The following is an 18,781-nucleotide window of genomic DNA, read 5'->3' on the forward strand; positions in this document are numbered from 1 at the left end:
TTCAACCACCTTCGTCGTCTGGCTGATCGCCGCCGTTTTCGTCTTCCGGCTGTTTCGGCGGCGGCGGGCGTTTGCCGATCATCACGTCGAGATCGATCTGATGGCCTTTGCGTACCAGATGCACTTTTGCCGCCGTGCCCGGCTTAATCTGCGCGATCACGTTCAACAGGCGCGTGGTATCGGTGATCACCTGGCCGTTCACGCTCGTCAGGATGTCGCCGGGCTTGATGCCCGCGCGGTCGGCCGGTCCGCTCTTCAGCACCCCGGCGACGATCGCGCCTGACTTCTGATCGAGCCCGAACGACTCGGCGATTTCCGGCGTCACGTCCTGCGGTTCGACACCGATCCAACCGCGCGTGACTGTACCGGTCGTGATGATGCTCTCGAGCACGCTGCGCGCGGTCGACACCGGAATCGCGAAGCCGATGCCGAGCGAGCCGCCCGAGCGCGAGTAGATCGCGGTGTTGATGCCGAGCAGATTGCCGTTCACGTCGACGAGCGCACCGCCCGAGTTGCCGGGGTTGATCGGGGCGTCGGTCTGGATGAAGTTTTCGAACGTATTGATGCCAAGGTGGTTGCGTCCCAGTGCGCTGACGATGCCCATCGTCACGGTCTGCCCGACGCCGAACGGATTGCCGATCGCGAGCACGACGTCGCCGACGCGGGTCTGGTCCATCCGGCCGAGCGTGATGGTGGGCAGATTGCTCATGTTGACCTTGAGCACCGCCAGATCGGTCTCGGGGTCGATGCCGATGACCTTCGCGCTGGCGGTGCGGCCGTCGGCGAGCGCGACTTCGATCTGATCGGCGCCGTCTACGACGTGCTGGTTCGTTAGAATGTAACCTTCCGAACTCACTATCACGCCTGAGCCGAGATTCGAGGCAGGCTGCTCCTGCTGCTTGCGATTGTTCCTGTCGCCGAAGAAGTAGCGGAACAGCGGATCTTTGGCGCGCGGGTCGGGCGGCAGCGAGCCATCCTTGCTGGAGAACACGTTGACGACCGCGGGCATGGCCTTTTGCGCCGCTTCGGCATAGGACGTTTCGGCATGGCCTTTGCTGATGCCCGGCGCCACTTCCCGCAGCGCCACGATCGGTTCGGCGAGTTGTCTGCCGAATTGTCCTTGACGCTGCAGCCACTGCGGTTTGAGGGTCGCAATGATGAACATCAGCGCCAACAGCACCGTCACCGCTTGGGCAAATAACAGCCAAAAGCGTCTAAGCATCTGAAGACAAGAGGTCTATATGGATCGGATTGAACTTGAATTGTACTTGAACAATCTCCTTGAAACCGCGCGCTTCAAGGACTATTGCCCGAACGGACTGCAGGTCGAAGGGCGCCGCCGGATCAACAAACTCGCGACCGGTGTGACCGCGTCGGTGGCCTTCCTGGAGGCCGCGCTCGACTGGGGCGCGGACGCCGTGCTGGTCCATCACGGCTACTTCTGGCGCAACGAGGCGCCGCAGATCACCGGCCGCAAGCACGCTCGACTGAAGCTGTTGCTCGCCAACGACCTGAACCTGTTCGCCTACCACCTGCCACTCGACGATCATCCCGAATTCGGCAACAACGCGCAGATCGGCGAGAAGATGGGCTGGATCAGCGACGCGCGTTTCGGCGACAACGACCTCGGCTGGCTCGCCACGTTGCCAATGCCGATCTCGCTTTCGCACCTGACCGCGGAAATCGAGCAAACGCTGGGCCGCACGCCGCTCGTGTTCGGCGATCCCGATATGCAGCTGCGCCGCGTCGGCTGGTGCACGGGCGCCGCGCAAGGGATGTTCGACGCGGCGATCAACGCGGGCGTCGACGTCTACGTGACCGGCGAAGTATCGGAGTCGGTGATGCATACGGCGGCGGAAAGCGGCGTCGCCTTCCTTGCGGCCGGCCACCACGCGACAGAACGTTTCGGCGTGCAGGCGGTGGGCAAGCATCTGTCCGAATCGTTCGATATCGAACACCTGTTTATCGACATTCCGAATCCCGTTTGAATTGCGAATTGCATTAACGAAGAAAAAGGCGCGAATACCGTAGAAGGCGCTTAAAAGGAGGTACAAAAAAGTTTGCGATCGGTACGGACAAACCCTGAGTTATCAAGGGCTTCGCACGGTTTTTGGCAATCGGCCCTTGTAAATGGCGACTCCATTCGAGCAAACTAGCGGCGGTAGAAGCGACGTGAAGGAAAAATCCAACTCAGAAGTGGGGCGTGTGATGCGAGACAAAGAAGAGGAACGCGTCGATGGCAGCCGCCGTAACTGGCTGGTAGCGACGACCGTAGCAGGCGGCATAGGAGGTGTTGCCGTTGTCGTACCCTTTGTTAGTTCGTTTGCACCATCCGAAAAGGCCAAGGCTGCAGGTGCCCCGGTCGAAGTCGATATCAGTGGTCTGAAGCCCGGCGACATGATGACGGTCGCCTGGCGTGGCAAGCCGGTGTGGATCATCAACCGCACGGACCGCATGCTCGCCGATGTTCAAAAAGCCGATAGCCAGGTAGCGGACCCTCACACGCAGAATCCCTTCTCGATGCCGCTGCCGGACTACTGCAACAACGAATTCCGTTCACGCGCCGAGAACAAGCACCTGCTGGTTGCCGTCGCCGTTTGCACGCATCTGGGCTGCACGCCGACGCCGCGCTTCCAGGAAGGCCCGCAGCCCAATCTGCCCGACGACTGGCCCGGCGGCTTCCTGTGCCCGTGCCACGGCTCGACCTACGACATGGCCGGCCGCGTCTTCAAGAACAAACCCGCCCCGCAGAACCTCGACATCCCACGCTTCATGTTCACGTCGGCGACGGCCCTTGTGATAGGGAAGGACGAAAAAGGAGAAGCGTAATGGCGAGCGAACACGAAGTAGAGACGACCGGGCTGGCTGGTTGGATCGACCAGCGCTTCCCGATGACTGCCACGTGGAAGAAGCACGTTTCCGAGTACTACGCGCCGAAGAACTTCAACTTCTGGTACTTCTTCGGTTCGCTTGCATTGCTGGTGCTGGTCAACCAGATCGTCACCGGCATTTGGCTGACGATGAACTACAAGCCCGATGCGACGATGGCGTTCGCGTCGGTCGAGTACATCATGCGCGAGGTGCCGTGGGGTTGGCTGATCCGCTACATGCACTCGACGGGTGCGTCGATGTTCTTCGTCGTCGTGTATTTGCACATGTTTCGCGGGCTTTTGTATGGCTCCTACCGCAAGCCGCGCGAGCTCGTGTGGATTTTCGGCTGCCTGATCTTCCTGAGCCTGATGGCCGAAGCGTTCTTCGGCTACCTGCTGCCGTGGGGCCAGATGTCGTTCTGGGGCGCGCAGGTGATCGTGAACCTGTTCTCGGCGATTCCGTTCATCGGGCCGGATCTGTCGTTGTGGATTCGCGGCGACTATGTCGTGTCCGACGTCACGCTGAACCGCTTCTTCGCGTTCCACGTGATCGCGATTCCGCTGGTCCTCGTCGGCCTCGTGATCGCGCACCTCGTCGCGCTGCACGAAGTCGGCTCGAACAACCCGGACGGCATCGAAATCAAGGCGAAGAAGGGGCCGGATGGCGTGCCCCTCGACGGCATTCCGTTCCACCCGTACTACTCGGTGCACGACTTCATGGGCGTGGCGATCTTCCTGCTGATTTTCGCGGCCATCATCTTCTTCGGGCCGGAAATGGGCGGGTACTTCCTTGAAGCCAACAACTTCGTTCCGGCGAATCCGCTGCAGACCCCGCCGGAAATTGCGCCAGTTTGGTACTTTACCGCTTTTTATGCGATGCTGCGCGCCACCACCGATCCATTCAAGATCGTCCTGATGATCGTCATTGCGCTACTGGGGCTGCTCGCGCTCGTGCGCGCGCGCGGCAGGTGGAAGATCGGGTTGCCAGTGCTCGCGGTGCTGGTGATCGTCGCGATGGTGTTCACCGAATCGAAATTCTGGGGCGTCGTCGTGATGGGCAGCGCGGTGATTTCGCTGTTCTTCCTGCCGTGGCTGGACCGCTCGCCGGTCAGGTCGATTCGCTACCGGCCGTTCTTCCACAAGCTTTTCTTCGGGATCTTCGTGATCGCGTTCCTGACGCTCGGCTTCCTCGGCACGCGGCCGCCATCGCCCGCCGCAACGCTGATCGCCCAGATCTGCGCGCTGGTGTACTTCGCGTTTTTCCTCGGCATGCCCTTCTGGACGCGGCTTGGCAAGTTCAAGCAGCCGCCGGAACGGGTGCGGTTCAAGCCTCACTAATCGCGAGCCAGGAGAACACGAAGATGAAAAAAATGCTTTCGATGTGCGCGCTGGTCGGCGCGACCGTGCTTGCGATGTTGGCCGCTCCGGTCCACGCGGACGAGAATTTCCCGCTCAATCGTGCGCCGGACAACACGAACAATTTCGCTTCTTTGCAGCGCGGCGCGCAATTGTTTGTAAACTACTGCCTGAATTGCCACAGCGCGAACCTGATGCGCTACAACCGCCTGACCGATCTCGGCATCACGCCGAACGAAGTCCAGGCGAATCTGCTGTTCACCACCGACAAGGTCGGCAACACGATGACCGTGGCGATGCGCCCGGACGACGCGAAATCGTGGTTCGGGGCGACGCCGCCGGATTTGTCGGTGGAGGCGCGGGCGCGCGGCACGGACTGGCTGTACACGTATCTGCGTAGTTTTTACCGCGACGATACGCGGCCGACTGGCTGGAACAATCTGGTGTACGAAAACGTGAGCATGCCTCACGTGCTGTGGCAGCTTCAGGGGCAGCGGGCGGCGAAATTCGGCGATGAAACCGACGAAAAAACCGGCGAAAAGGTACACAAATTCCGCGGTTTCCAGCAACTCACTCCGGGGACGATGTCGCCGGTAGATTATGATTCTGCTGTGGCCGACCTCGTGTCGTACCTGTCATGGATGTCCGAACCGACGCAGCAAACCCGCAAGCAACTTGGCGTGTGGGTGGTGTTGTTCCTCGGTATCCTGAGCTTTTTCGCCTGGCGACTGAACGCCGCGTACTGGAAACATATCAAATAATCACGCCGCTACACGGCGTGGGGCCGGCGCCAGGAAAGACCTGCTGAACGGTTTTTCCGTGCGCTGGCCCTTCAGCTTTTTGAGGAAACGTAAACATGATGGTTCTGTATTCCGGCACTACTTGCCCGTTCTCCCAGCGTTGCCGGCTGGTGTTGTTCGAAAAGGGCATGGACTTCGAGATCCGCGACGTCGACCTGTTCAACAAGCCGGAAGACATCGCCGTGATGAATCCGTATGGTCAGGTGCCGATTCTCGTCGAACGGGACCTGATTCTGTACGAATCGAACATCATCAACGAGTACATCGACGAGCGCTTCCCGCACCCGCAGCTGATGCCGGCCGATCCGGTGCAGCGCGCGCGTGCCCGCCTGTTCCTGCTCAACTTCGAGAAAGAGCTGTTCGTCCACGTCGGCACGCTCGAAAACGAGAAGGGCAAGGCAGCGGAGAAGAATCACGAGAAGGCGCGCCTCGCGATCCGCGATCGCCTGACGCAACTCGCGCCGATCTTCCTGAAGAACAAGTACATGCTCGGCGAAGAGTTCTCGATGCTCGACGTCGCGATCGCACCGCTCTTGTGGCGCCTCGACCACTACGGTATCGAGCTGTCGAAGAACGCCGCGCCGCTGATGAAGTACGCCGAGCGCATTTTCAGCCGCCCGGCTTATATCGAAGCGCTGACGCCGTCGGAAAAGGTGATGCGTCGTTGAGTTTGGCTTTGGTGTGCGGGCGCCGCATCGCTTCGATGCGCGCCCGTGCCCGCAAGAGGACTGTTGATGCAAGAGATTTCCACGAAGCCTTATCTGCTGCGCGCGCTTTATGAGTGGTGCACGGATAACGGCTACACACCGCACATCGCGGTCCGCGTCGACAATCAGACGCGCGTGCCGCGTCAGTTCGTGCGAGACAACGAGATCGTGTTGAACATCAGCTTCGAGGCGACCAGCCAGTTGCAGATGGGCAACGAGTGGATCGAGTTCAACGCGCGCTTTTCCGGCAAGTCGCACAAGATCGAAGTGCCGGTCGCCAATATTCTGGCGATCTACGCGCGCGAGAACGGCCAAGGTATGGCGTTCCCGGTCGAATCGGCGGGCGGCGAGGCTCAGGATTCGGGCGCGGATGCCGCGGACGAAGCGGACACGCCGGCGGCGCCGCGCGCCGTCGAAACGGCGCCGGTCGACCCGGCCGAGGCCAGCGACGCCGACGACAAGCCGCAACCCGACGACGATGGCTCGAAAGGTGGCGGAAGGGCTCGCCTTAAGATCGTGAAATGAAGTAGAATCACGGCCTCATGCCGGCTTAGCTCATCAGGTAGAGCGCTTGACTTGTAATCATGAGGTGGCGGGTTCGAGTCCTGCAGCCGGCACCAGATTGCTTTATCAGCAGTAACTGGAAATGCTTGAAAACCCCGTCGAAGCACACGCTTCGGCGGGGTTTTCTTTTTTCGGCAGTCGAGTCGCCGAGCTAGACCGATTTGACCTCGCCGCCGTCCATCCGCAGCGTCGAGCCTGTCCAGCGTGCTGCGTGCTGCCGGCGATTTGACGAAAGCCATCGGCTCCGCGATTTCCTCGGGTGTGCCATAGCGTGAGATGCCCGTAGCGGCATCCGCCTCAGACAGGTCAAGATCGATGACGAGTACGGGTCGGTCTTGCCCCGCACCGCCAGCAGAGGCGGTCGGTAAGTGCGGAAGTACTCCTGAAACGCCGGGTACAGAGCGACATTGTGGCGATGGTCGCGGAACAGATCGAGCTGGACCTCGTGCTCGCCGGGGGGGCGCAGGCAGAAGTCGTCGAGCGAGTAGCCGTCCGGCAGGACCGATGCCGTGTCCGGCACGCCATGCGTGTATTGCCACACGGTCGTCTCGTATGCGAGCAGTGTGCTCAACGCTTCGCGATTGGCTGGCGACGCGTCCAGCCAGGCGGCACATCGTGCCGGGACCGATGTTCGTGGTCAACACGAACGACATTACGCTGAACGACGCGGTAGGTCGCGGGTATCACTTACAACTCGGTGCTGACCGTGTGATCGGGCGACGGCGCCGACGGAACGTTGGTTCCATTCGTGCCGGCGTCGGCGCTTTTTGCTGTAGCCAACACGGGTCACCACGAGCGCGGTCGGATTTCGACGGTGCTTTTTTCGTCTCTAGCCCATACCGGAAAGACGTTGGACGCGGTGTGAGGTGAGCCGCTGGGTAGCTCAGAAATCACGATATCTCTTTCACCTTGTCCATAGTAGACTTTTTAATCTGTAATCGGCGGGCCTAAATGCAGCGCGGGCCAAGGTGCGGCGTTCGATGGCTCAAACATCACGCTATCTTGTTCACCTTGTCGATCGTGGACTTTTTAGTATTTTGTCGCCGAACTTCGGCGGCCCCCGTTTGAGGTGAGTCACTGAATGGCTCAAAAAATCACAATATTTCTTTCACCTTGTCGATTGTAGACTTTTGGGTCTGCAATTGACCCGCTGAAGTGCGCCCATGCCTTGAGGTGCGCCGCCTGACGGCCCAAAAATCACGATAACTCTTTCACCTTGTCGATCATGGACTTAATTGTCTACATTTGGCGCGTCTAAACTTACCTGATCATCGTCACCCATCCATGCGGAGTCGCGAAGCCGCACGGCGGCGGTACGGTACTATTCGGGCGTCGCCCGGGATGGCGGGCAGCCGACAGACGTTCCGGTCCGCTGCCGCGGTCCACGTCGCCGGCGACGTCACATCGACTCCATTGCACCATGACCAACCCCGCAACTCTCACCTGGCCCGAAGCCGACGGCCCGCGCACCGCACGCTGGCGCTCCGAAGCGGCCGTGCCGCCGCCGAAGCGCGTCGTCGTCGCCGACGACCGCACTACCGCCGATTCGGCCTACCGCCTCGCCTGCGAAGGCACCGCGCTGTTGTGGCACGGCGACTTCCAGAACGCGCGCCAACTGTTGCAGGCGGTCACGCGCCGACTCGAACGCAAGGCGCGCAAGCAGGGAGCGACACCGCTCGACGCGTTCAACCTGCATCGGCAGGCGCAGTCGCAGCGCGCCCGCACGCTCGGCATGATTCTGATTCCGCTCGATGCCGACTACGGCATTTCCCTGCGCCGCGCGCCCGACGTGCGGCAGGCCTGCACCGAAGCGTACGGACCGGCGACCGGCGAGGCGTCGGTGGTGTCGTTGCGCGAGTTGCTCGGTTTGATCGGCGCGCACGAATGGCGCAAGAAGGGTGTCGAGATCGCGGCGCTCGGCGAGCGCATTCATCCGCACTACGGCGTGTTCTCACCGGTGCGTGGCGAGTACGTCGATCTGGTCGCGCGCGCCGCGCTGCCGTCGCTGGATCTCGCGTTCGATATCGGCACCGGCACTGGCGTGCTGGCCGCGCTGCTGGCCAAACGCGGCGTGCGCAAGATCGTCGCCACGGATCAGGATGAGCGCGCGCTGGCGTGTGCGCGTGAAAATCTCGCACGCCTGGGCTACGCCCGGCAGGTCGAGATCGTGCAGGGCGATCTGTTTCCGGACGGTCGGGCGCCGCTCGTCGTCTGCAATCCGCCGTGGGTGCCGGCGCGGCCCGCGTCGCCGCTCGAATACGCGGTCTATGATCCTGACAGCCGCATGCTGCTTGGCTTCCTGAACGGCCTCGCCGATCATCTGACGCCGGGCGGCGAAGGCTGGCTCATCATTTCGGATTTCGCTGAGCATCTCGGGTTGCGCACGCGCGCATGGCTGCTGGCGGCGATCGAGCACGCGGGGCTCAGTGTGGTGGGACGCGAGGACATTCGTCCACGGCATCCGAAGGCCAGTGATCAGAACGATCCGCTGTATGTTGCGCGAGCGGCCGAGATCACGTCGTTGTGGCGGCTCAAGGTGCGGTGACGGCGAGTGCGTGCATCACGCCGATGCGCGGCGCGCTTCGAGATACGCGCATGCGCCCCGGCCGGCCACGAGCCCGCTGGCAAAACAGGCCGTCAGCAGATAACCGCCGGTCGGTGCTTCCCAGTCGAGCATTTCGCCCGCGCAGAATGCGCCGGGCATCCGGTCGATCATCAAATGTGCGTCCAGCGCCTCGAACGGGATGCCGCCCGCCGTGCTGATCGCTTCGTCGATCGGTCGCGCGCGCAGCAGTCGCAACGGCAGCGCCTTGATCGCGTGGGCGAGACCGCGCGCATCGGCGAATACTTCTTTCGACAGAATCTCGTGCAACAGCGCCAGCTTGACCCCGCCGATGCCAATCCGCCCATGCAGATGACTCGCAATCGAGCGTGAGCCGCGCGGCCGCGTCACTTCCTCGATGACCCGCTCGAGCGGCAAGCCTGGCGCGAGATCCAGCGCGATGGTGAGCTCGCCGTCGGCCAGGATCCGCTCGCGGATCGGCGCCGACAGCGCATAAATCAGACTCCCTTCGAGGCCTGATTCGGTCAGAAGTGTTTCACCTTGTCGATTGTGGACTTTTCCGTCTACATCGGTGAAGGAAATCGCGATCGTCTTGATCGGCTGACCAGCGAAACGCTCGCGCAGATACGGACTCCAGTCCGCGTCGAAGCCGCAGTTCGCGGGGCGCAACGGCATCACCGGCACGCCGCGCGACATCATCAGCGGCACCCACGCGGCGTCGGAGCCGAGCCGCGGCCAACTGCCGCCGCCGAGCGCGAACACGACCGCGTCGTAGCTCACCGTCTGCTCACCGTCGGGCGTGGCGAAGCGCAGCGCGTGCGCAGCGTTGTCTTCGGACACTGAGACCCAGCCGTTCCACTTGTGACGCATGTGGAACTGCACGCCCGCTTCGCGCAGTCGATGCAGCCACGCGCGCAGCATTGGCGCGGCCTTCATGTCAGACGGAAACACGCGCCCCGAACTGCCGACGAACGTCTCGACACCCAATTCGCGCAACCAGGCGCGCAGCGCGTCGGGACCGAACGCGTCGAGTAGCGGCGCGATGTGGTCGCGGCGCGCGCCGTAGCGGTCGAGAAACGGCTCCAGCGCTTCCGAATGCGTGATGTTCATGCCGCCTTTGCCCGCCATCAGGAATTTGCGGCCGACCGACGGCATCGCGTCATGTACGTGGACTTGCACGCCGCGCCGGGCAAGCGTCTCGGCGGCCATCAGGCCGGCGGGGCCGCCGCCGATTACGGCGACGCGGGCGGAATCGAGCGAGGAGGGCATGCGGTTCGGCAGATCTGCGGGGGAAAAGGGCGCTGCGCCGCCAGCGATCGAACGGACGGGCGGCGCGAAGGGCGTTATTGTCACACCGCGCGCGGCGCGCGGCAAACGCCGTCGAACGCGGTCGAACTGCGTTCACCGCTTGGCTCGCGCCGCCCGCGACCTATACTTTTCACACATCTTCCTCGATCGTCTGGTTCAAGGAGATTGTCATGACCCGCAAATACATCGACTGCCGCGAATTTCCGAGCGAAATGAACTGCACCGTCGCGATGTCCGCCGACAGCGACAGCGAACTGCTCGAAGCCGCGGTCCAGCATGCCGTCACCGTTCACAAGCACGCGGATTCGCCGGAGCTGCGCGCGCAGCTGAAGACGCTATTTCATGAGGGAACGCCGCCCGCCGAGGCGCCGCGCGCTTGAGATATCCGTGCAAGGGGAGTGTGGAAGCCCGCGTCGCGAGCGGCATCTAGCCGCCCGCGCGCGGTCGTGTTGCAGCAGTCTTTTGGTCACACGCGAAACGCGATACCAAGCCATCCTAACCAACATGCCGACGCGCTAACCCGGATACGCCTCATCGACCTTGAGCCCGGCGAGCTTGAAGATCACCCGCAACGTCTGCGGCTTGATGTCGCGTCGCGACGCGAGCGTCGTCATCACGAAGTCGAGCACCTTGGCGTACTTGAGCATCGTCAGGCAAGTTTCGAGGTCGACATTGCCGTCGCGCATGACCTCGGCGAGCCGCAGCATTTCCGTGGAGATATCGCGAGCCATCTCCAGTTCGAGTTGCTGTTTCTCCGACCATGCCGGCGCGGTGGTGAGCTTCGCAAGCATTTCCTGAAACTTCTGTTCGACATTTCCGTTGGGTACCGTATCCATTGCCGCCTCTTCGGTGATCTTCCGAGCGCGCGACCGGTAGCAAAGCCGGCCGCTGCTGGTTACGTAACGTTCGGCCCGCGTTGCGGGACCGCTCTCCCCACATGCATCCGGTCCGCGTGTCCGGTCGCACGGCCGGACAGCCTCCTGTTTTCGGCGACACGGCTTGCACCCGCGGGCTCAGCCGGCGCGCAAGCTGTTTTCAGCCATTCTCGAGACACTTCCGCGCGGCGCCTGTCGAGCAGGAAGTGTTCCCAGCAGAGCACCTATGTCGCGTGGTCCGCGCGGCGTGCTCGCTGGGAATGCCGCAGTTTGGGTAAACTGGCAGTAACTTTTCTCTTTTTCCGTCATCTGTCGCACGTTCGCGCTGCAATTGATGGCGACCCACACGATGTCCGGCAAAACCCACGAAATCCGTCCCAACCAGTCCGTCGAACTGCTCAAAGAACTCCACATCCTCACGCGCGACGGCAAGATGAATCAGGACAGCCGTCGCAAGCTGAAGCAGGTCTACCACCTGTTCCAGTTCATCGAGCCGCTGCTCAAGGACCTGAAGGACCAGCAGGGTTCGCTGACGCTCGTCGATCACGGCGCGGGCAAGTCATACCTCGGTTTTATCCTGTACGACCTGTTTTTCAAGGAGTTTCAGGACGCCGCTGGTGGGGCTTCGCACATTTATGGCATCGAAACGCGCGAGGAACTGGTGACGAAGTCCGAAGAGCTGGCGGCGCGGCTCGGCTTCAAGGGGATGTCGTTTTTGAATTTGTCGGTGGCGGAGTCGATTACCTCGACGCGGTTGCCCGCCGAAATCGACATCGTGACCGCGCTGCACGCGTGCAATACCGCGACCGACGACGCAATCCGTTTCGCGCTCGAAAAGCACGCGAAGTACATCGTCGTCGTGCCGTGCTGCCAGGCCGAGGTGGCCGGCGTGCTGCGGCAGAACAAAGGCAAGGCTCTGAAGAACGCGCTCACGGAAATCTGGCGGCATCCGCTGCACACGCGCGAATTCGGCAGTCAGATCACGAACGTGCTGCGCTGCCTGCAGCTCGAAGCGCATGGCTATCAGGTGAGTGTGACCGAGCTGGTCGGCTGGGAACACTCGATGAAAAACGAGCTGATCATCGCGCAGTACAAGGATCTGCCGCGGCGCCGGCCGGCTGAGCGGCTCGGCGAAGTGCTGGACACGCTCGGCCTCGATGCGCTTAAGGCGCGTTTTTTCGTGCCGGCCTGAGGCGCAGCCGGGCGCTTCACCTAGCGCTTCATCAACGCATCCCAGCCTTTGAGGCCAATGCGCCGCAGCGTTTCCTGATTGCGCTCGTAAATCTCTTCCGCGTCGGGAAAGGCCTGCACGGCTCGCTCGATGCTGTCTTCACGCAGCAGATGCAGGATCGGATACGGCGCCCGGTTCGTGTAGTTTTCGATGTCGTCGGGCTCGCTGCCTTCGAACTGGTAGTGCGGATGAAAGCTCGCGATCTGAATCACGCCTTCGAGCCCCAGTTGCTGGATCAGGCGGTCGGCGAAGAACAGGCAGTCGTTGAAGTCGAGAAAGTCGCCGAACGCACGTGGCAGGATCAGCAGCGTCGTGTCGATGGCGGCGGGGTCGGCGGCGACGAGCGTCTGCAGTTCGGCTTCCAGGTCGGTGAGTACCGCTTCGAGCGTGTCCGCTTCGCTGACCGCATAGCGAATCTGCTCCTTCACATGCACGGCCTTTGCGAACGGACACAGGTTCAAGCCGATCACGGCCTCGGTCAGCCAGTGACGGGTCGTGGCGATAACGGCATCGTGGGATTCGGCGGGCAACGGCATGGCGGAAGGATGAGACGGGGAAACGCGCAATTCTAAAGGACCCGGCCGACGGACTGACTCAGCGAGCCTGCTTCATTGCGCAAGCGGCCGCAATCAACTCCGCGGCGACTCGCGGCGCGGCGAGGATCGGCCCGCAGCCCGGCCCGTAAGTCTGGCTCGCCGCGTACACGCCCTCGATCAGCAGGCCGAGCCCATCGGCGAGCGCTTGCGGATCGTCGGCGCCGGCCGCCGTCGAGAGTTCGACGAGGCGCGCCATCAAGCGCTGCTTGTTGCGGAACACGAACTGCCGCGCCGGATGCGCGGTATCCGAAAACTCCACCGACACGTTCACGAAGGGGCAGCCGCGGTAATGGTCGACCGAGGCGCGCACCGCGAGGTCGTCGAAGTACTGCTGAAGCTGCTTCGCCGGCTCGCCCGGATGTTTGGCGAAACTCTTCTCGACGTAGCCGAAGAACTGCTCGTCCTTCTGTTCCAGATACGCCATCACCAGCTCGTCCTTCGACGAAAACTGCCGGTACAGGCTCATTTTGTTCACACCCGCGCGCTCGACCACCGCATCGACGCCGACCGTGCGCACGCCCTCGCGATAGAACAACTCGCTAGCCGCGCGCAGCAGATGCTGTTGCGCCTGCGGCCCCGCGGTCTGTGCGCCGCGCGCACGCCGCGAGCGAGTAGCGGCGGGCTTGAGAGTTTCGCTGTTGGACATGGCAAGTCACCCGAATGAAATTGACGCCTTGACATGTTACCGACCAGTAACTAACATCGCAACACCATTGTGACTGATCTGTCACAAGTCATTTACCGAAGCCGTAACAATACGAACGATGCCGCCACTCCGGCCGCGTCGATTGGAGAACCGATGAACTGGGCTGCGCGACTGATAGGCGGACGTTTCCACTATGGCTGGTTGACCGTCGCCGTGGTGTTCCTGGTGTTGCTCGCGGCGGCCGGTACGCGCGCGACGCCAAGCGTGATGATGGTGCCGCTCGAGCACCAATTCGGCTGGAGCCGCGCGACGATTTCGCTCGCGATCTCCGTGAACATCGCGCTGTACGGGTTGATGGGGCCATTCGCGGCCGCCGCGATGCAGCGCTTCGGTGTGCGTCCGACGCTGCTGAGCGCGCTCGGCACGATGGCCGCGGGCGTCGCGCTGTCGTCGCTGATGACGCATCCGTGGCAGATGGTGCTGATCTGGGGTGTGATGGTCGGCGGATCGACCGGGGTCGCGGCGCTGTCGCTGTCGGCGACCGTCGTCACGCGCTGGTTCACTACGCGCCGTGGTCTAGTGATGGGTATCCTGACCGCCAGTTCGGCGACCGGCCAATTGGTGTTCCTGCCGCTGCTCGCGGCCGTCGCCGAGCATTACGGCTGGCGCCAGGTCGTGTGGGTCGTCGCGCTCGCGGCGGCCATCGTGATTCCGCTCGTCGCGTTCCTGCTGCCCGAGCATCCGGCCGACATGCGGCTGCGCCCATACGGCGAAGCGCACGACGCGCCGATTACCACGAGCATCACCAGGCAGAACCCGCTTGCGATCGCGTTCGGCACGCTCGCGTCGGCGAGCAAAACGCGCGATTTCTGGCTGCTGTTCTTCAGCTTCTTCATTTGCGGCGCGAGCACCAATGGCTATGTCGGCACCCATCTGATCGCGATGTGCGGCGACTATGGCATGACCGAAGTGCAGGGCGCATCGCTGCTCGCGGCGATGGGCGTGTTCGACCTGTTCGGCACCACGCTGTCGGGCTGGCTGTCGGATCGCTTCAATAGCCGCGTGCTGCTGTTCTGGTATTACGGGCTGCGCGGCCTGTCGCTGATGTATCTGCCGCACGCGTTCGGCATCGACTTTTTCGGGTTGCCGCTGTTCGCGGTGTTCTACGGTCTCGACTGGATCGCCACGGTGCCGCCGACCGTGCGGCTCGCCACCGACGTCTACGGCAAGGAATCGGCGCCGATCGTGTTCGGCTGGGTGGTCGCCGGCCACCAGCTCGGCGCGGCGTTCGCGGCGCTCGGCGCGGGCATGCTGCGCGCGAGCCTCGGCACTTATACGGTCGCCTCGATGATTTCCGGCGGCTTGTGCCTGATCGCCGCGGTGATCGTGCTGCGCATCAACCGTCCGGTCAAAGTGCCGGCGCCGCAGGCAATCTGAATCGCCTTCGCGGACCGCGCAGATTCGCCGTCAGTAATGCAACGACGCCCGGCCCCATCACGGGCCGTGCGCGCTTTTTCAGCCAGCGCGCATAGCGCCGTGCTGCAAGTTGGAGCGCGCATCGAAAGCCCGTTATGCTATGTGGCCTCGGGCAACCGCCCGACGATCATGAATTTCTACCGAGAGAAGCGCATGGCCAAGAAACCTGCCTCAACCGAAGTTGCCATTCACGAGCTGATTGCAGGCCGCTGGAGCCCGCGCGCGTATTCGAGCGAGCCGGTGAGCCGCGATCAATTGCGCGCCGTCCTCGAAGCGGCGCGCTGGGCGCCGTCCTCGTATAACGCGCAGCCCTGGCGTTTTGTCGTATTCGATCGCAGCGCCGATGAAGTCGCGTTCAAGAAGGCTTTCGCCACGCTGGTGCCGTTCAACCAGGGCTGGAATGCGTCCGCGCCGGTGCTGATTGCGGTGACCGCGCACACCTTGACCAACAAGGGCGACGTCAATCGCTGCGCGCTCTATGACGCGGGCGCGGCGGCGATGTCGCTGGTGCTGCAGGCGCACGCGCTCGGCCTTGCCGCGCACCAGATGAGCGGCTTCGACGTGAACGCGTTCCGAACCACCTTCGAATTGCCGCAAGACGTCGAGCCGATCGCGATGATCTCGCTTGGCCATTACGGCGACGTCGACAAACTGGACCCGGTCCTGCGCGAACGCGAGAAGGCGCCGCGTCAGCGCGTGGCGCTCGCGGAAATCGCGTACGGCGGCGGCTGGAAGAAGGCGTTCTGAGCAACGGACTCGCGGCGCTTGCCGCGTGACTTCGCCAGGCAGTCAGGTACGCGCGGCACGGTCCGCGCGTTTTTCATCGGCGCGGTGCACGCCGTACTCTTCATCCGTCACGCTCGACAGCGGCGCCGCCACATGCTCGAGCGACTTGCGCTCCGCGTCGACACCCCAGATCGCCGCGACGAGCGCCGCCGCGAGCATCAACCCCGAGCCCACCAGGTAGCCCGAAAACACTTCGCTGCGCTGATGCGTGTCGATCAGCCGACCGAAAAACGCCGGCCCGATGATGCCGCCGAGCGCGGTGCCGAACGCATAGAAAACGGCAATCGCGAGCGCGCGGATTTCGAGCGGAAACGATTCGCTGACGGTCAGATACGCGGAACTCGCGGCCGCCGACGCGAAGAAGAAAATCACCATCCAGGCGACCGTCTGCGTGACGACGGTCAGCAGTTGCTGCTCGAACAGATAACCCGACAGCGTCAGCAGGATCGCCGACATCGCGTACGTCGCGGCGATCATCTTGCGTCGGCCGATCACGTCGAATAGCCGCCCGAGCACGAGCGGCCCCAGGAAATTGCCGAGCGCGAAAGGCAGCAGATACCAGCCGATGTCGCCGCCCGGCACGTGATAGAAGTCGGTGAGGACCAGCGCGTAGGTGAAAAAGATCGCGTTGTAAAAGAATGCCTGCGCGGTCATCAACGTGAGACCGACCAGCGAGCGGCGCCGGTGCAAGTTGAACAGCGTATGGAACACCTCGCGCAACGGCGTATGGTCGCGAGCGCGCAGGCGCAGCCGCGTGAGGGCGTCGTCGGCGAGCGTGTGGCCGTCGTCGCGAAAACGCGTTTCGATGCCCTCGACGATCGTCCGTGCATCGCGCTCGTCACCGTGCGTGAGCAGCCAGCGGGGGCTTTCGGGTATCCAGATGCGCATCGGCAGAATCCCGAGCGCGAGCACCGCGCCGATGAAAAAGCACGCGCGCCAGCCCCAGTCGGAAGGCAGCAGATGCGGGTCGAGCAGCACCAGCGAGCCCGCGGCGCCGAGCCCCGCGCCAACCCAGAAAGTGCCGTTGATACCGAGGTCGGTCCAGCCGCGCACGCGTGCCGGCGTGAATTCCTGGATCGTCGAGTTGATCGCCGTATATTCGCCGCCGATACCCGCACCGGTCAGGAAACGGAACAGCATGAAGCTCATCAGATTCCACGACAGCGCGGTTGCCGCGGTCGCGGCCAGATAAAGCGTCAGCGTGATGAAAAAGAGCTTGCGGCGGCCGAGTCGGTCGGTCAGCCAGCCGAAAGCGAGCGCGCCGAGCACCGCGCCTGCAATGTACGCGCTGCCGGCGAGGCCGACGTCGGCATTCGAAAAGCGCAGCGCCGGGCTGGTTTTCAGCGCGCTCGCGACCGCGCCGGCAAGCGTCACTTCGAGCCCGTCGAGCAACCACGTCACGCCGAGCGCGACTACGATCAGCGTGTGAAAGCGGCCCCACGGCAGGCGGTCTAGCCGCGACGGCAGGTCGGTTTCGATCAGCATGGCGTGGTAGTCATCGACGGCGGCGGTGGGCGGCACGCTCATGACGCGAAGTCTCCTCGATGGCGAAATGGGGCGGCGTATTCGGTCGGACGCAGCAAGATTCGTTCCGCGCCACGATTTCACGCGATCTTGCCGCGGTCCCGTCAGCTTCAGTTGATGCTGCCGGAGTTTTCGTGATACAAAGCCGCTCCCCTTTCTGTGCGCGCCAGCCGTGAGCGGCCATTCCTGCCATGAACTATTGCGCGATTGACTTCGGTACTTCCAATTCGGCCGTGGCGATTCCGAGCGGCCCGCAGCTAAAGCTGGCGCCGGTCGAAGGCGCGTACACGACGCTACCCACCGCGGTCTTCTTCAATACCGACGAAAACACCACCGAATTCGGGCGCGCGGCGCTTGCCGCCTACATCGACGGTTTCGACGGCCGGCTGATGCGCTCGATGAAAAGCATTCTCGGCTCGCCACTCGCCGAAAATACGACCGATCTCGGCGATGGCAGTGCGATCAAGTACACCGACGTGATCGCGACGTTTCTGACCCATCTGAAGCGCGCGGCCGAAGCGAGCGCCGGCGGCGCGATCGACCGCGCGGTGCTGGGCCGCCCGGTGTTCTTCGTCGACGACGATCCGCGCGCCGACCAGATGGCGCAGCAACAGCTCGAAGCCGCTGCGCGCACGGTCGGCTTGCGCGACATCCACTTTCAGTATGAACCGATCGCGGCTGCGTTCGATTATGAATCGCACCTGAGCGCCGAAGGACTCGTGCTTGTGGCGGACATCGGCGGCGGTACGTCGGACTTTTCGCTCGTGCGAGTGGGGCCGGAGCGGATGAAACGCGTCGAGCGCAAGGACGACGTGCTCGCGCATCACGGTGTGCACGTCGCGGGTACGGACTTCGACCGCCGGGTCGAACTCGTGACGATCCTGCGCGAGCTCGGTTACCAATCGCTCGATCCGCAAGGGCGCGAAATCCCGAACCGGATTTATTTCGATCTCGCGACCTGGCATCTGATCAACACCGTCTACACGCCGAAGCGCGTCAGCGAACTCGCGCTGATGCGGCACCTTTTCACCGAGACGAAGCACCACGACCGGCTGATGCGCGTGGTCGAGCAGCGTTTTGGGCACGCGCTCGCGGCGCACGCGGAAGAGGCGAAGATCGGCGTGGCAGCGGGCGGCGAGACCGTGATCGATCTCGAGCAAGTGGAAGAGGATCTGCGCCTTGCCTTCGACGAAGCACAACTCGTCAAAGCCGGCGAGGATGAAACGCGACGCATCGTGCAGGCTGCGCGCGATACGGTGCAGGCGGCGGGTGTCGCACCGCGCGATCTCGACGCGATTTATTTCACCGGCGGCTCGACCGGCCTCGCGTTTCTGTCGGGCGCGCTGGCGGCGGCGTTTCCGGATGCGAAAGCGGTGTTCGGCGATCGTCTCGCGAGCGTGGCGACCGGCCTCGGTATTCATGCCCGACGCGTGTTCGGATAATCGCGAATAATCGGAAAATAATCCGCCGCGAATTGCG

The 18,781-nt window shown here is 63.0% G+C and carries 18 protein-coding genes, 1 tRNA gene and 1 pseudogene; 13 read left to right on the forward strand and 7 right to left on the reverse strand.

Going from position 1 to position 18,781, the window contains the following annotated elements; genetic code table 11:
• Window position 1: 1 nt before the first annotated feature.
• Window positions 2-1,222, reverse strand: coding sequence for a Do family serine endopeptidase (locus tag G5S42_RS30900; protein WP_176110151.1), 1,221 nt, complete (start codon window positions 1,220-1,222; stop codon window positions 2-4).
• Window positions 1,223-1,241: 19 nt separating this feature from the next.
• Between G5S42_RS30900 and G5S42_RS30905 the strand changes: the two genes are divergently transcribed.
• From G5S42_RS30905 to G5S42_RS30935, 7 genes are all read left to right on the forward strand, one after another.
• Entirely contained in the window at window positions 1,242-1,988 is a 747-nt protein-coding gene (locus G5S42_RS30905) for a Nif3-like dinuclear metal center hexameric protein (RefSeq protein WP_176110152.1), read from the forward strand.
• Between the two features lie 220 nt (window positions 1,989-2,208).
• On the forward strand, window positions 2,209-2,829 hold the full coding sequence (gene petA, locus G5S42_RS30910) for a ubiquinol-cytochrome c reductase iron-sulfur subunit (RefSeq protein ID WP_026228357.1): 621 nt from the start codon (window positions 2,209-2,211) through the stop codon (window positions 2,827-2,829).
• Window positions 2,829-4,208 carry a cytochrome b gene (locus G5S42_RS30915; protein WP_176110154.1) on the forward strand — a complete coding sequence of 460 codons (1,380 nt, stop codon included), beginning with the start codon at window positions 2,829-2,831 and terminating at the stop codon, window positions 4,206-4,208. Before petA ends, G5S42_RS30915 begins: the two co-directional genes overlap by 1 nt.
• 23 nt (window positions 4,209-4,231) lie before the next feature.
• Entirely contained in the window at window positions 4,232-4,987 is a 756-nt protein-coding gene (locus tag G5S42_RS30920; RefSeq protein ID WP_176110155.1) for a cytochrome c1, read from the forward strand.
• 95 nt (window positions 4,988-5,082) lie between these two features.
• Window positions 5,083-5,694: a glutathione S-transferase N-terminal domain-containing protein gene (locus G5S42_RS30925; RefSeq protein WP_006052302.1), complete on the forward strand. Its 612-nt coding sequence runs from the start codon at window positions 5,083-5,085 to the stop codon at window positions 5,692-5,694.
• Window positions 5,695-5,760: 66 nt separating this feature from the next.
• Complete coding sequence (locus tag G5S42_RS30930) at window positions 5,761-6,258, forward strand: ClpXP protease specificity-enhancing factor (RefSeq protein WP_176110157.1); 498 nt, start codon at window positions 5,761-5,763, stop codon at window positions 6,256-6,258.
• 19 nt (window positions 6,259-6,277) lie between these two features.
• Window positions 6,278-6,353, forward strand: a tRNA-Thr gene (locus G5S42_RS30935).
• Between the two features lie 266 nt (window positions 6,354-6,619).
• On the opposite strand, the pseudogene G5S42_RS30945 reads toward G5S42_RS30935, so the two are convergent.
• Window positions 6,620-6,907: pseudogene (locus tag G5S42_RS30945) on the reverse strand (alpha/beta hydrolase); the annotation flags it as partial.
• An 810-nt stretch (window positions 6,908-7,717) separates the two neighbouring features.
• Here G5S42_RS30945 and G5S42_RS30950 point away from each other — a divergent pair.
• The gene (locus G5S42_RS30950) at window positions 7,718-8,842 is read left to right on the forward strand and encodes a methyltransferase (protein ID WP_176110159.1); all 1,125 of its coding nucleotides are present in this window, start codon (window positions 7,718-7,720) and stop codon (window positions 8,840-8,842) included.
• Window positions 8,843-8,857: 15 nt separating this feature from the next.
• Here G5S42_RS30950 and G5S42_RS30955 read toward each other — a convergent pair whose 3' ends face one another.
• The gene (locus G5S42_RS30955) at window positions 8,858-10,129 is read right to left on the reverse strand and encodes a TIGR03862 family flavoprotein (RefSeq protein WP_176110161.1); all 1,272 of its coding nucleotides are present in this window, start codon (window positions 10,127-10,129) and stop codon (window positions 8,858-8,860) included.
• Window positions 10,130-10,338: 209 nt separating this feature from the next.
• On the opposite strand from G5S42_RS30955, the gene G5S42_RS30960 reads away from it, so the two are divergent.
• A complete protein-coding gene (locus tag G5S42_RS30960; RefSeq protein ID WP_176110162.1) occupies window positions 10,339-10,548 on the forward strand; it encodes a DUF1059 domain-containing protein in 210 nt (69 codons plus the stop codon).
• Between the two features lie 135 nt (window positions 10,549-10,683).
• On the opposite strand, the gene G5S42_RS30965 is transcribed toward G5S42_RS30960, so the two are convergent.
• Window positions 10,684-11,004 (reverse strand): type II toxin-antitoxin system HicA family toxin, encoded by a 321-nt coding sequence (locus G5S42_RS30965; protein ID WP_013090673.1) that lies wholly within the window; start codon window positions 11,002-11,004, stop codon window positions 10,684-10,686.
• Window positions 11,005-11,392: 388 nt separating this feature from the next.
• Here G5S42_RS30965 and G5S42_RS30970 point away from each other — a divergent pair, with 388 nt between their 5' ends.
• Window positions 11,393-12,235, forward strand: a complete 843-nt coding sequence (locus G5S42_RS30970) for a class I SAM-dependent methyltransferase (RefSeq protein WP_176110164.1) — start codon at window positions 11,393-11,395, stop codon at window positions 12,233-12,235.
• 20 nt (window positions 12,236-12,255) lie between these two features.
• Here the strand turns inward: G5S42_RS30970 and G5S42_RS30975 are convergent, their stop codons facing one another.
• Window positions 12,256-12,810, reverse strand: coding sequence for a DUF1415 domain-containing protein (locus G5S42_RS30975; protein ID WP_176110166.1), 555 nt, complete (start codon window positions 12,808-12,810; stop codon window positions 12,256-12,258).
• Between the two features lie 58 nt (window positions 12,811-12,868).
• Complete coding sequence (locus tag G5S42_RS30980) at window positions 12,869-13,516, reverse strand: TetR/AcrR family transcriptional regulator (RefSeq protein WP_176110168.1); 648 nt, start codon at window positions 13,514-13,516, stop codon at window positions 12,869-12,871.
• 153 nt (window positions 13,517-13,669) lie between these two features.
• Between G5S42_RS30980 and G5S42_RS30985 the strand changes: the two genes are divergently transcribed.
• Entirely contained in the window at window positions 13,670-14,953 is a 1,284-nt protein-coding gene (locus tag G5S42_RS30985) for an MFS transporter (RefSeq protein ID WP_176110170.1), read from the forward strand.
• Window positions 14,954-15,145: 192 nt separating this feature from the next.
• Window positions 15,146-15,739: a nitroreductase family protein gene (locus tag G5S42_RS30990; RefSeq protein WP_176110172.1), complete on the forward strand. Its 594-nt coding sequence runs from the start codon at window positions 15,146-15,148 to the stop codon at window positions 15,737-15,739.
• Between the two features lie 42 nt (window positions 15,740-15,781).
• On the opposite strand, the gene G5S42_RS30995 is transcribed toward G5S42_RS30990, so the two are convergent.
• The gene (locus tag G5S42_RS30995; protein WP_176110174.1) at window positions 15,782-17,305 is read right to left on the reverse strand and encodes an MFS transporter; all 1,524 of its coding nucleotides are present in this window, start codon (window positions 17,303-17,305) and stop codon (window positions 15,782-15,784) included.
• A gap of 188 nt (window positions 17,306-17,493) precedes the next feature.
• Between G5S42_RS30995 and G5S42_RS31000 the strand changes: the two genes are divergently transcribed.
• Window positions 17,494-18,744 carry an Hsp70 family protein gene (locus G5S42_RS31000; RefSeq protein ID WP_176110176.1) on the forward strand — a complete coding sequence of 417 codons (1,251 nt, stop codon included), beginning with the start codon at window positions 17,494-17,496 and terminating at the stop codon, window positions 18,742-18,744.
• Window positions 18,745-18,781 lie beyond the last annotated feature (37 nt).

It is taken from the genome of Paraburkholderia youngii, from assembly GCF_013366925.1.
GTDB lineage: Bacteria > Pseudomonadota > Gammaproteobacteria > Burkholderiales > Burkholderiaceae > Paraburkholderia > Paraburkholderia youngii.

Excerpts from the sequence above, each read along its gene's own strand:
- G5S42_RS30900 (WP_176110151.1), bottom strand. The coding sequence starts at position 1,222 with ATGCTTAGACGCTTTTGGCTGTTATTTGCCCAAGCGGTGACGGTGCTG.
- G5S42_RS30905 (WP_176110152.1), top strand. The coding sequence starts at position 1,242 with ATGGATCGGATTGAACTTGAATTGTACTTGAACAATCTCCTTGAAACC.
- petA (WP_026228357.1), top strand. The coding sequence starts at position 2,209 with ATGCGAGACAAAGAAGAGGAACGCGTCGATGGCAGCCGCCGTAACTGG.
- G5S42_RS30915 (WP_176110154.1), top strand. The coding sequence starts at position 2,829 with ATGGCGAGCGAACACGAAGTAGAGACGACCGGGCTGGCTGGTTGGATC.
- G5S42_RS30920 (WP_176110155.1), top strand. The coding sequence starts at position 4,232 with ATGAAAAAAATGCTTTCGATGTGCGCGCTGGTCGGCGCGACCGTGCTT.
- G5S42_RS30925 (WP_006052302.1), top strand. The coding sequence starts at position 5,083 with ATGATGGTTCTGTATTCCGGCACTACTTGCCCGTTCTCCCAGCGTTGC.
- G5S42_RS30930 (WP_176110157.1), top strand. The coding sequence starts at position 5,761 with ATGCAAGAGATTTCCACGAAGCCTTATCTGCTGCGCGCGCTTTATGAG.
- G5S42_RS30950 (WP_176110159.1), top strand. The coding sequence starts at position 7,718 with ATGACCAACCCCGCAACTCTCACCTGGCCCGAAGCCGACGGCCCGCGC.
- G5S42_RS30955 (WP_176110161.1), bottom strand. The coding sequence starts at position 10,129 with ATGCCCTCCTCGCTCGATTCCGCCCGCGTCGCCGTAATCGGCGGCGGC.
- G5S42_RS30960 (WP_176110162.1), top strand. The coding sequence starts at position 10,339 with ATGACCCGCAAATACATCGACTGCCGCGAATTTCCGAGCGAAATGAAC.
- G5S42_RS30965 (WP_013090673.1), bottom strand. The coding sequence starts at position 11,004 with ATGGATACGGTACCCAACGGAAATGTCGAACAGAAGTTTCAGGAAATG.
- G5S42_RS30970 (WP_176110164.1), top strand. The coding sequence starts at position 11,393 with ATGTCCGGCAAAACCCACGAAATCCGTCCCAACCAGTCCGTCGAACTG.
- G5S42_RS30975 (WP_176110166.1), bottom strand. The coding sequence starts at position 12,810 with ATGCCGTTGCCCGCCGAATCCCACGATGCCGTTATCGCCACGACCCGT.
- G5S42_RS30980 (WP_176110168.1), bottom strand. The coding sequence starts at position 13,516 with ATGTCCAACAGCGAAACTCTCAAGCCCGCCGCTACTCGCTCGCGGCGT.
- G5S42_RS30985 (WP_176110170.1), top strand. The coding sequence starts at position 13,670 with ATGAACTGGGCTGCGCGACTGATAGGCGGACGTTTCCACTATGGCTGG.
- G5S42_RS30990 (WP_176110172.1), top strand. The coding sequence starts at position 15,146 with ATGGCCAAGAAACCTGCCTCAACCGAAGTTGCCATTCACGAGCTGATT.
- G5S42_RS30995 (WP_176110174.1), bottom strand. The coding sequence starts at position 17,305 with ATGAGCGTGCCGCCCACCGCCGCCGTCGATGACTACCACGCCATGCTG.
- G5S42_RS31000 (WP_176110176.1), top strand. The coding sequence starts at position 17,494 with ATGAACTATTGCGCGATTGACTTCGGTACTTCCAATTCGGCCGTGGCG.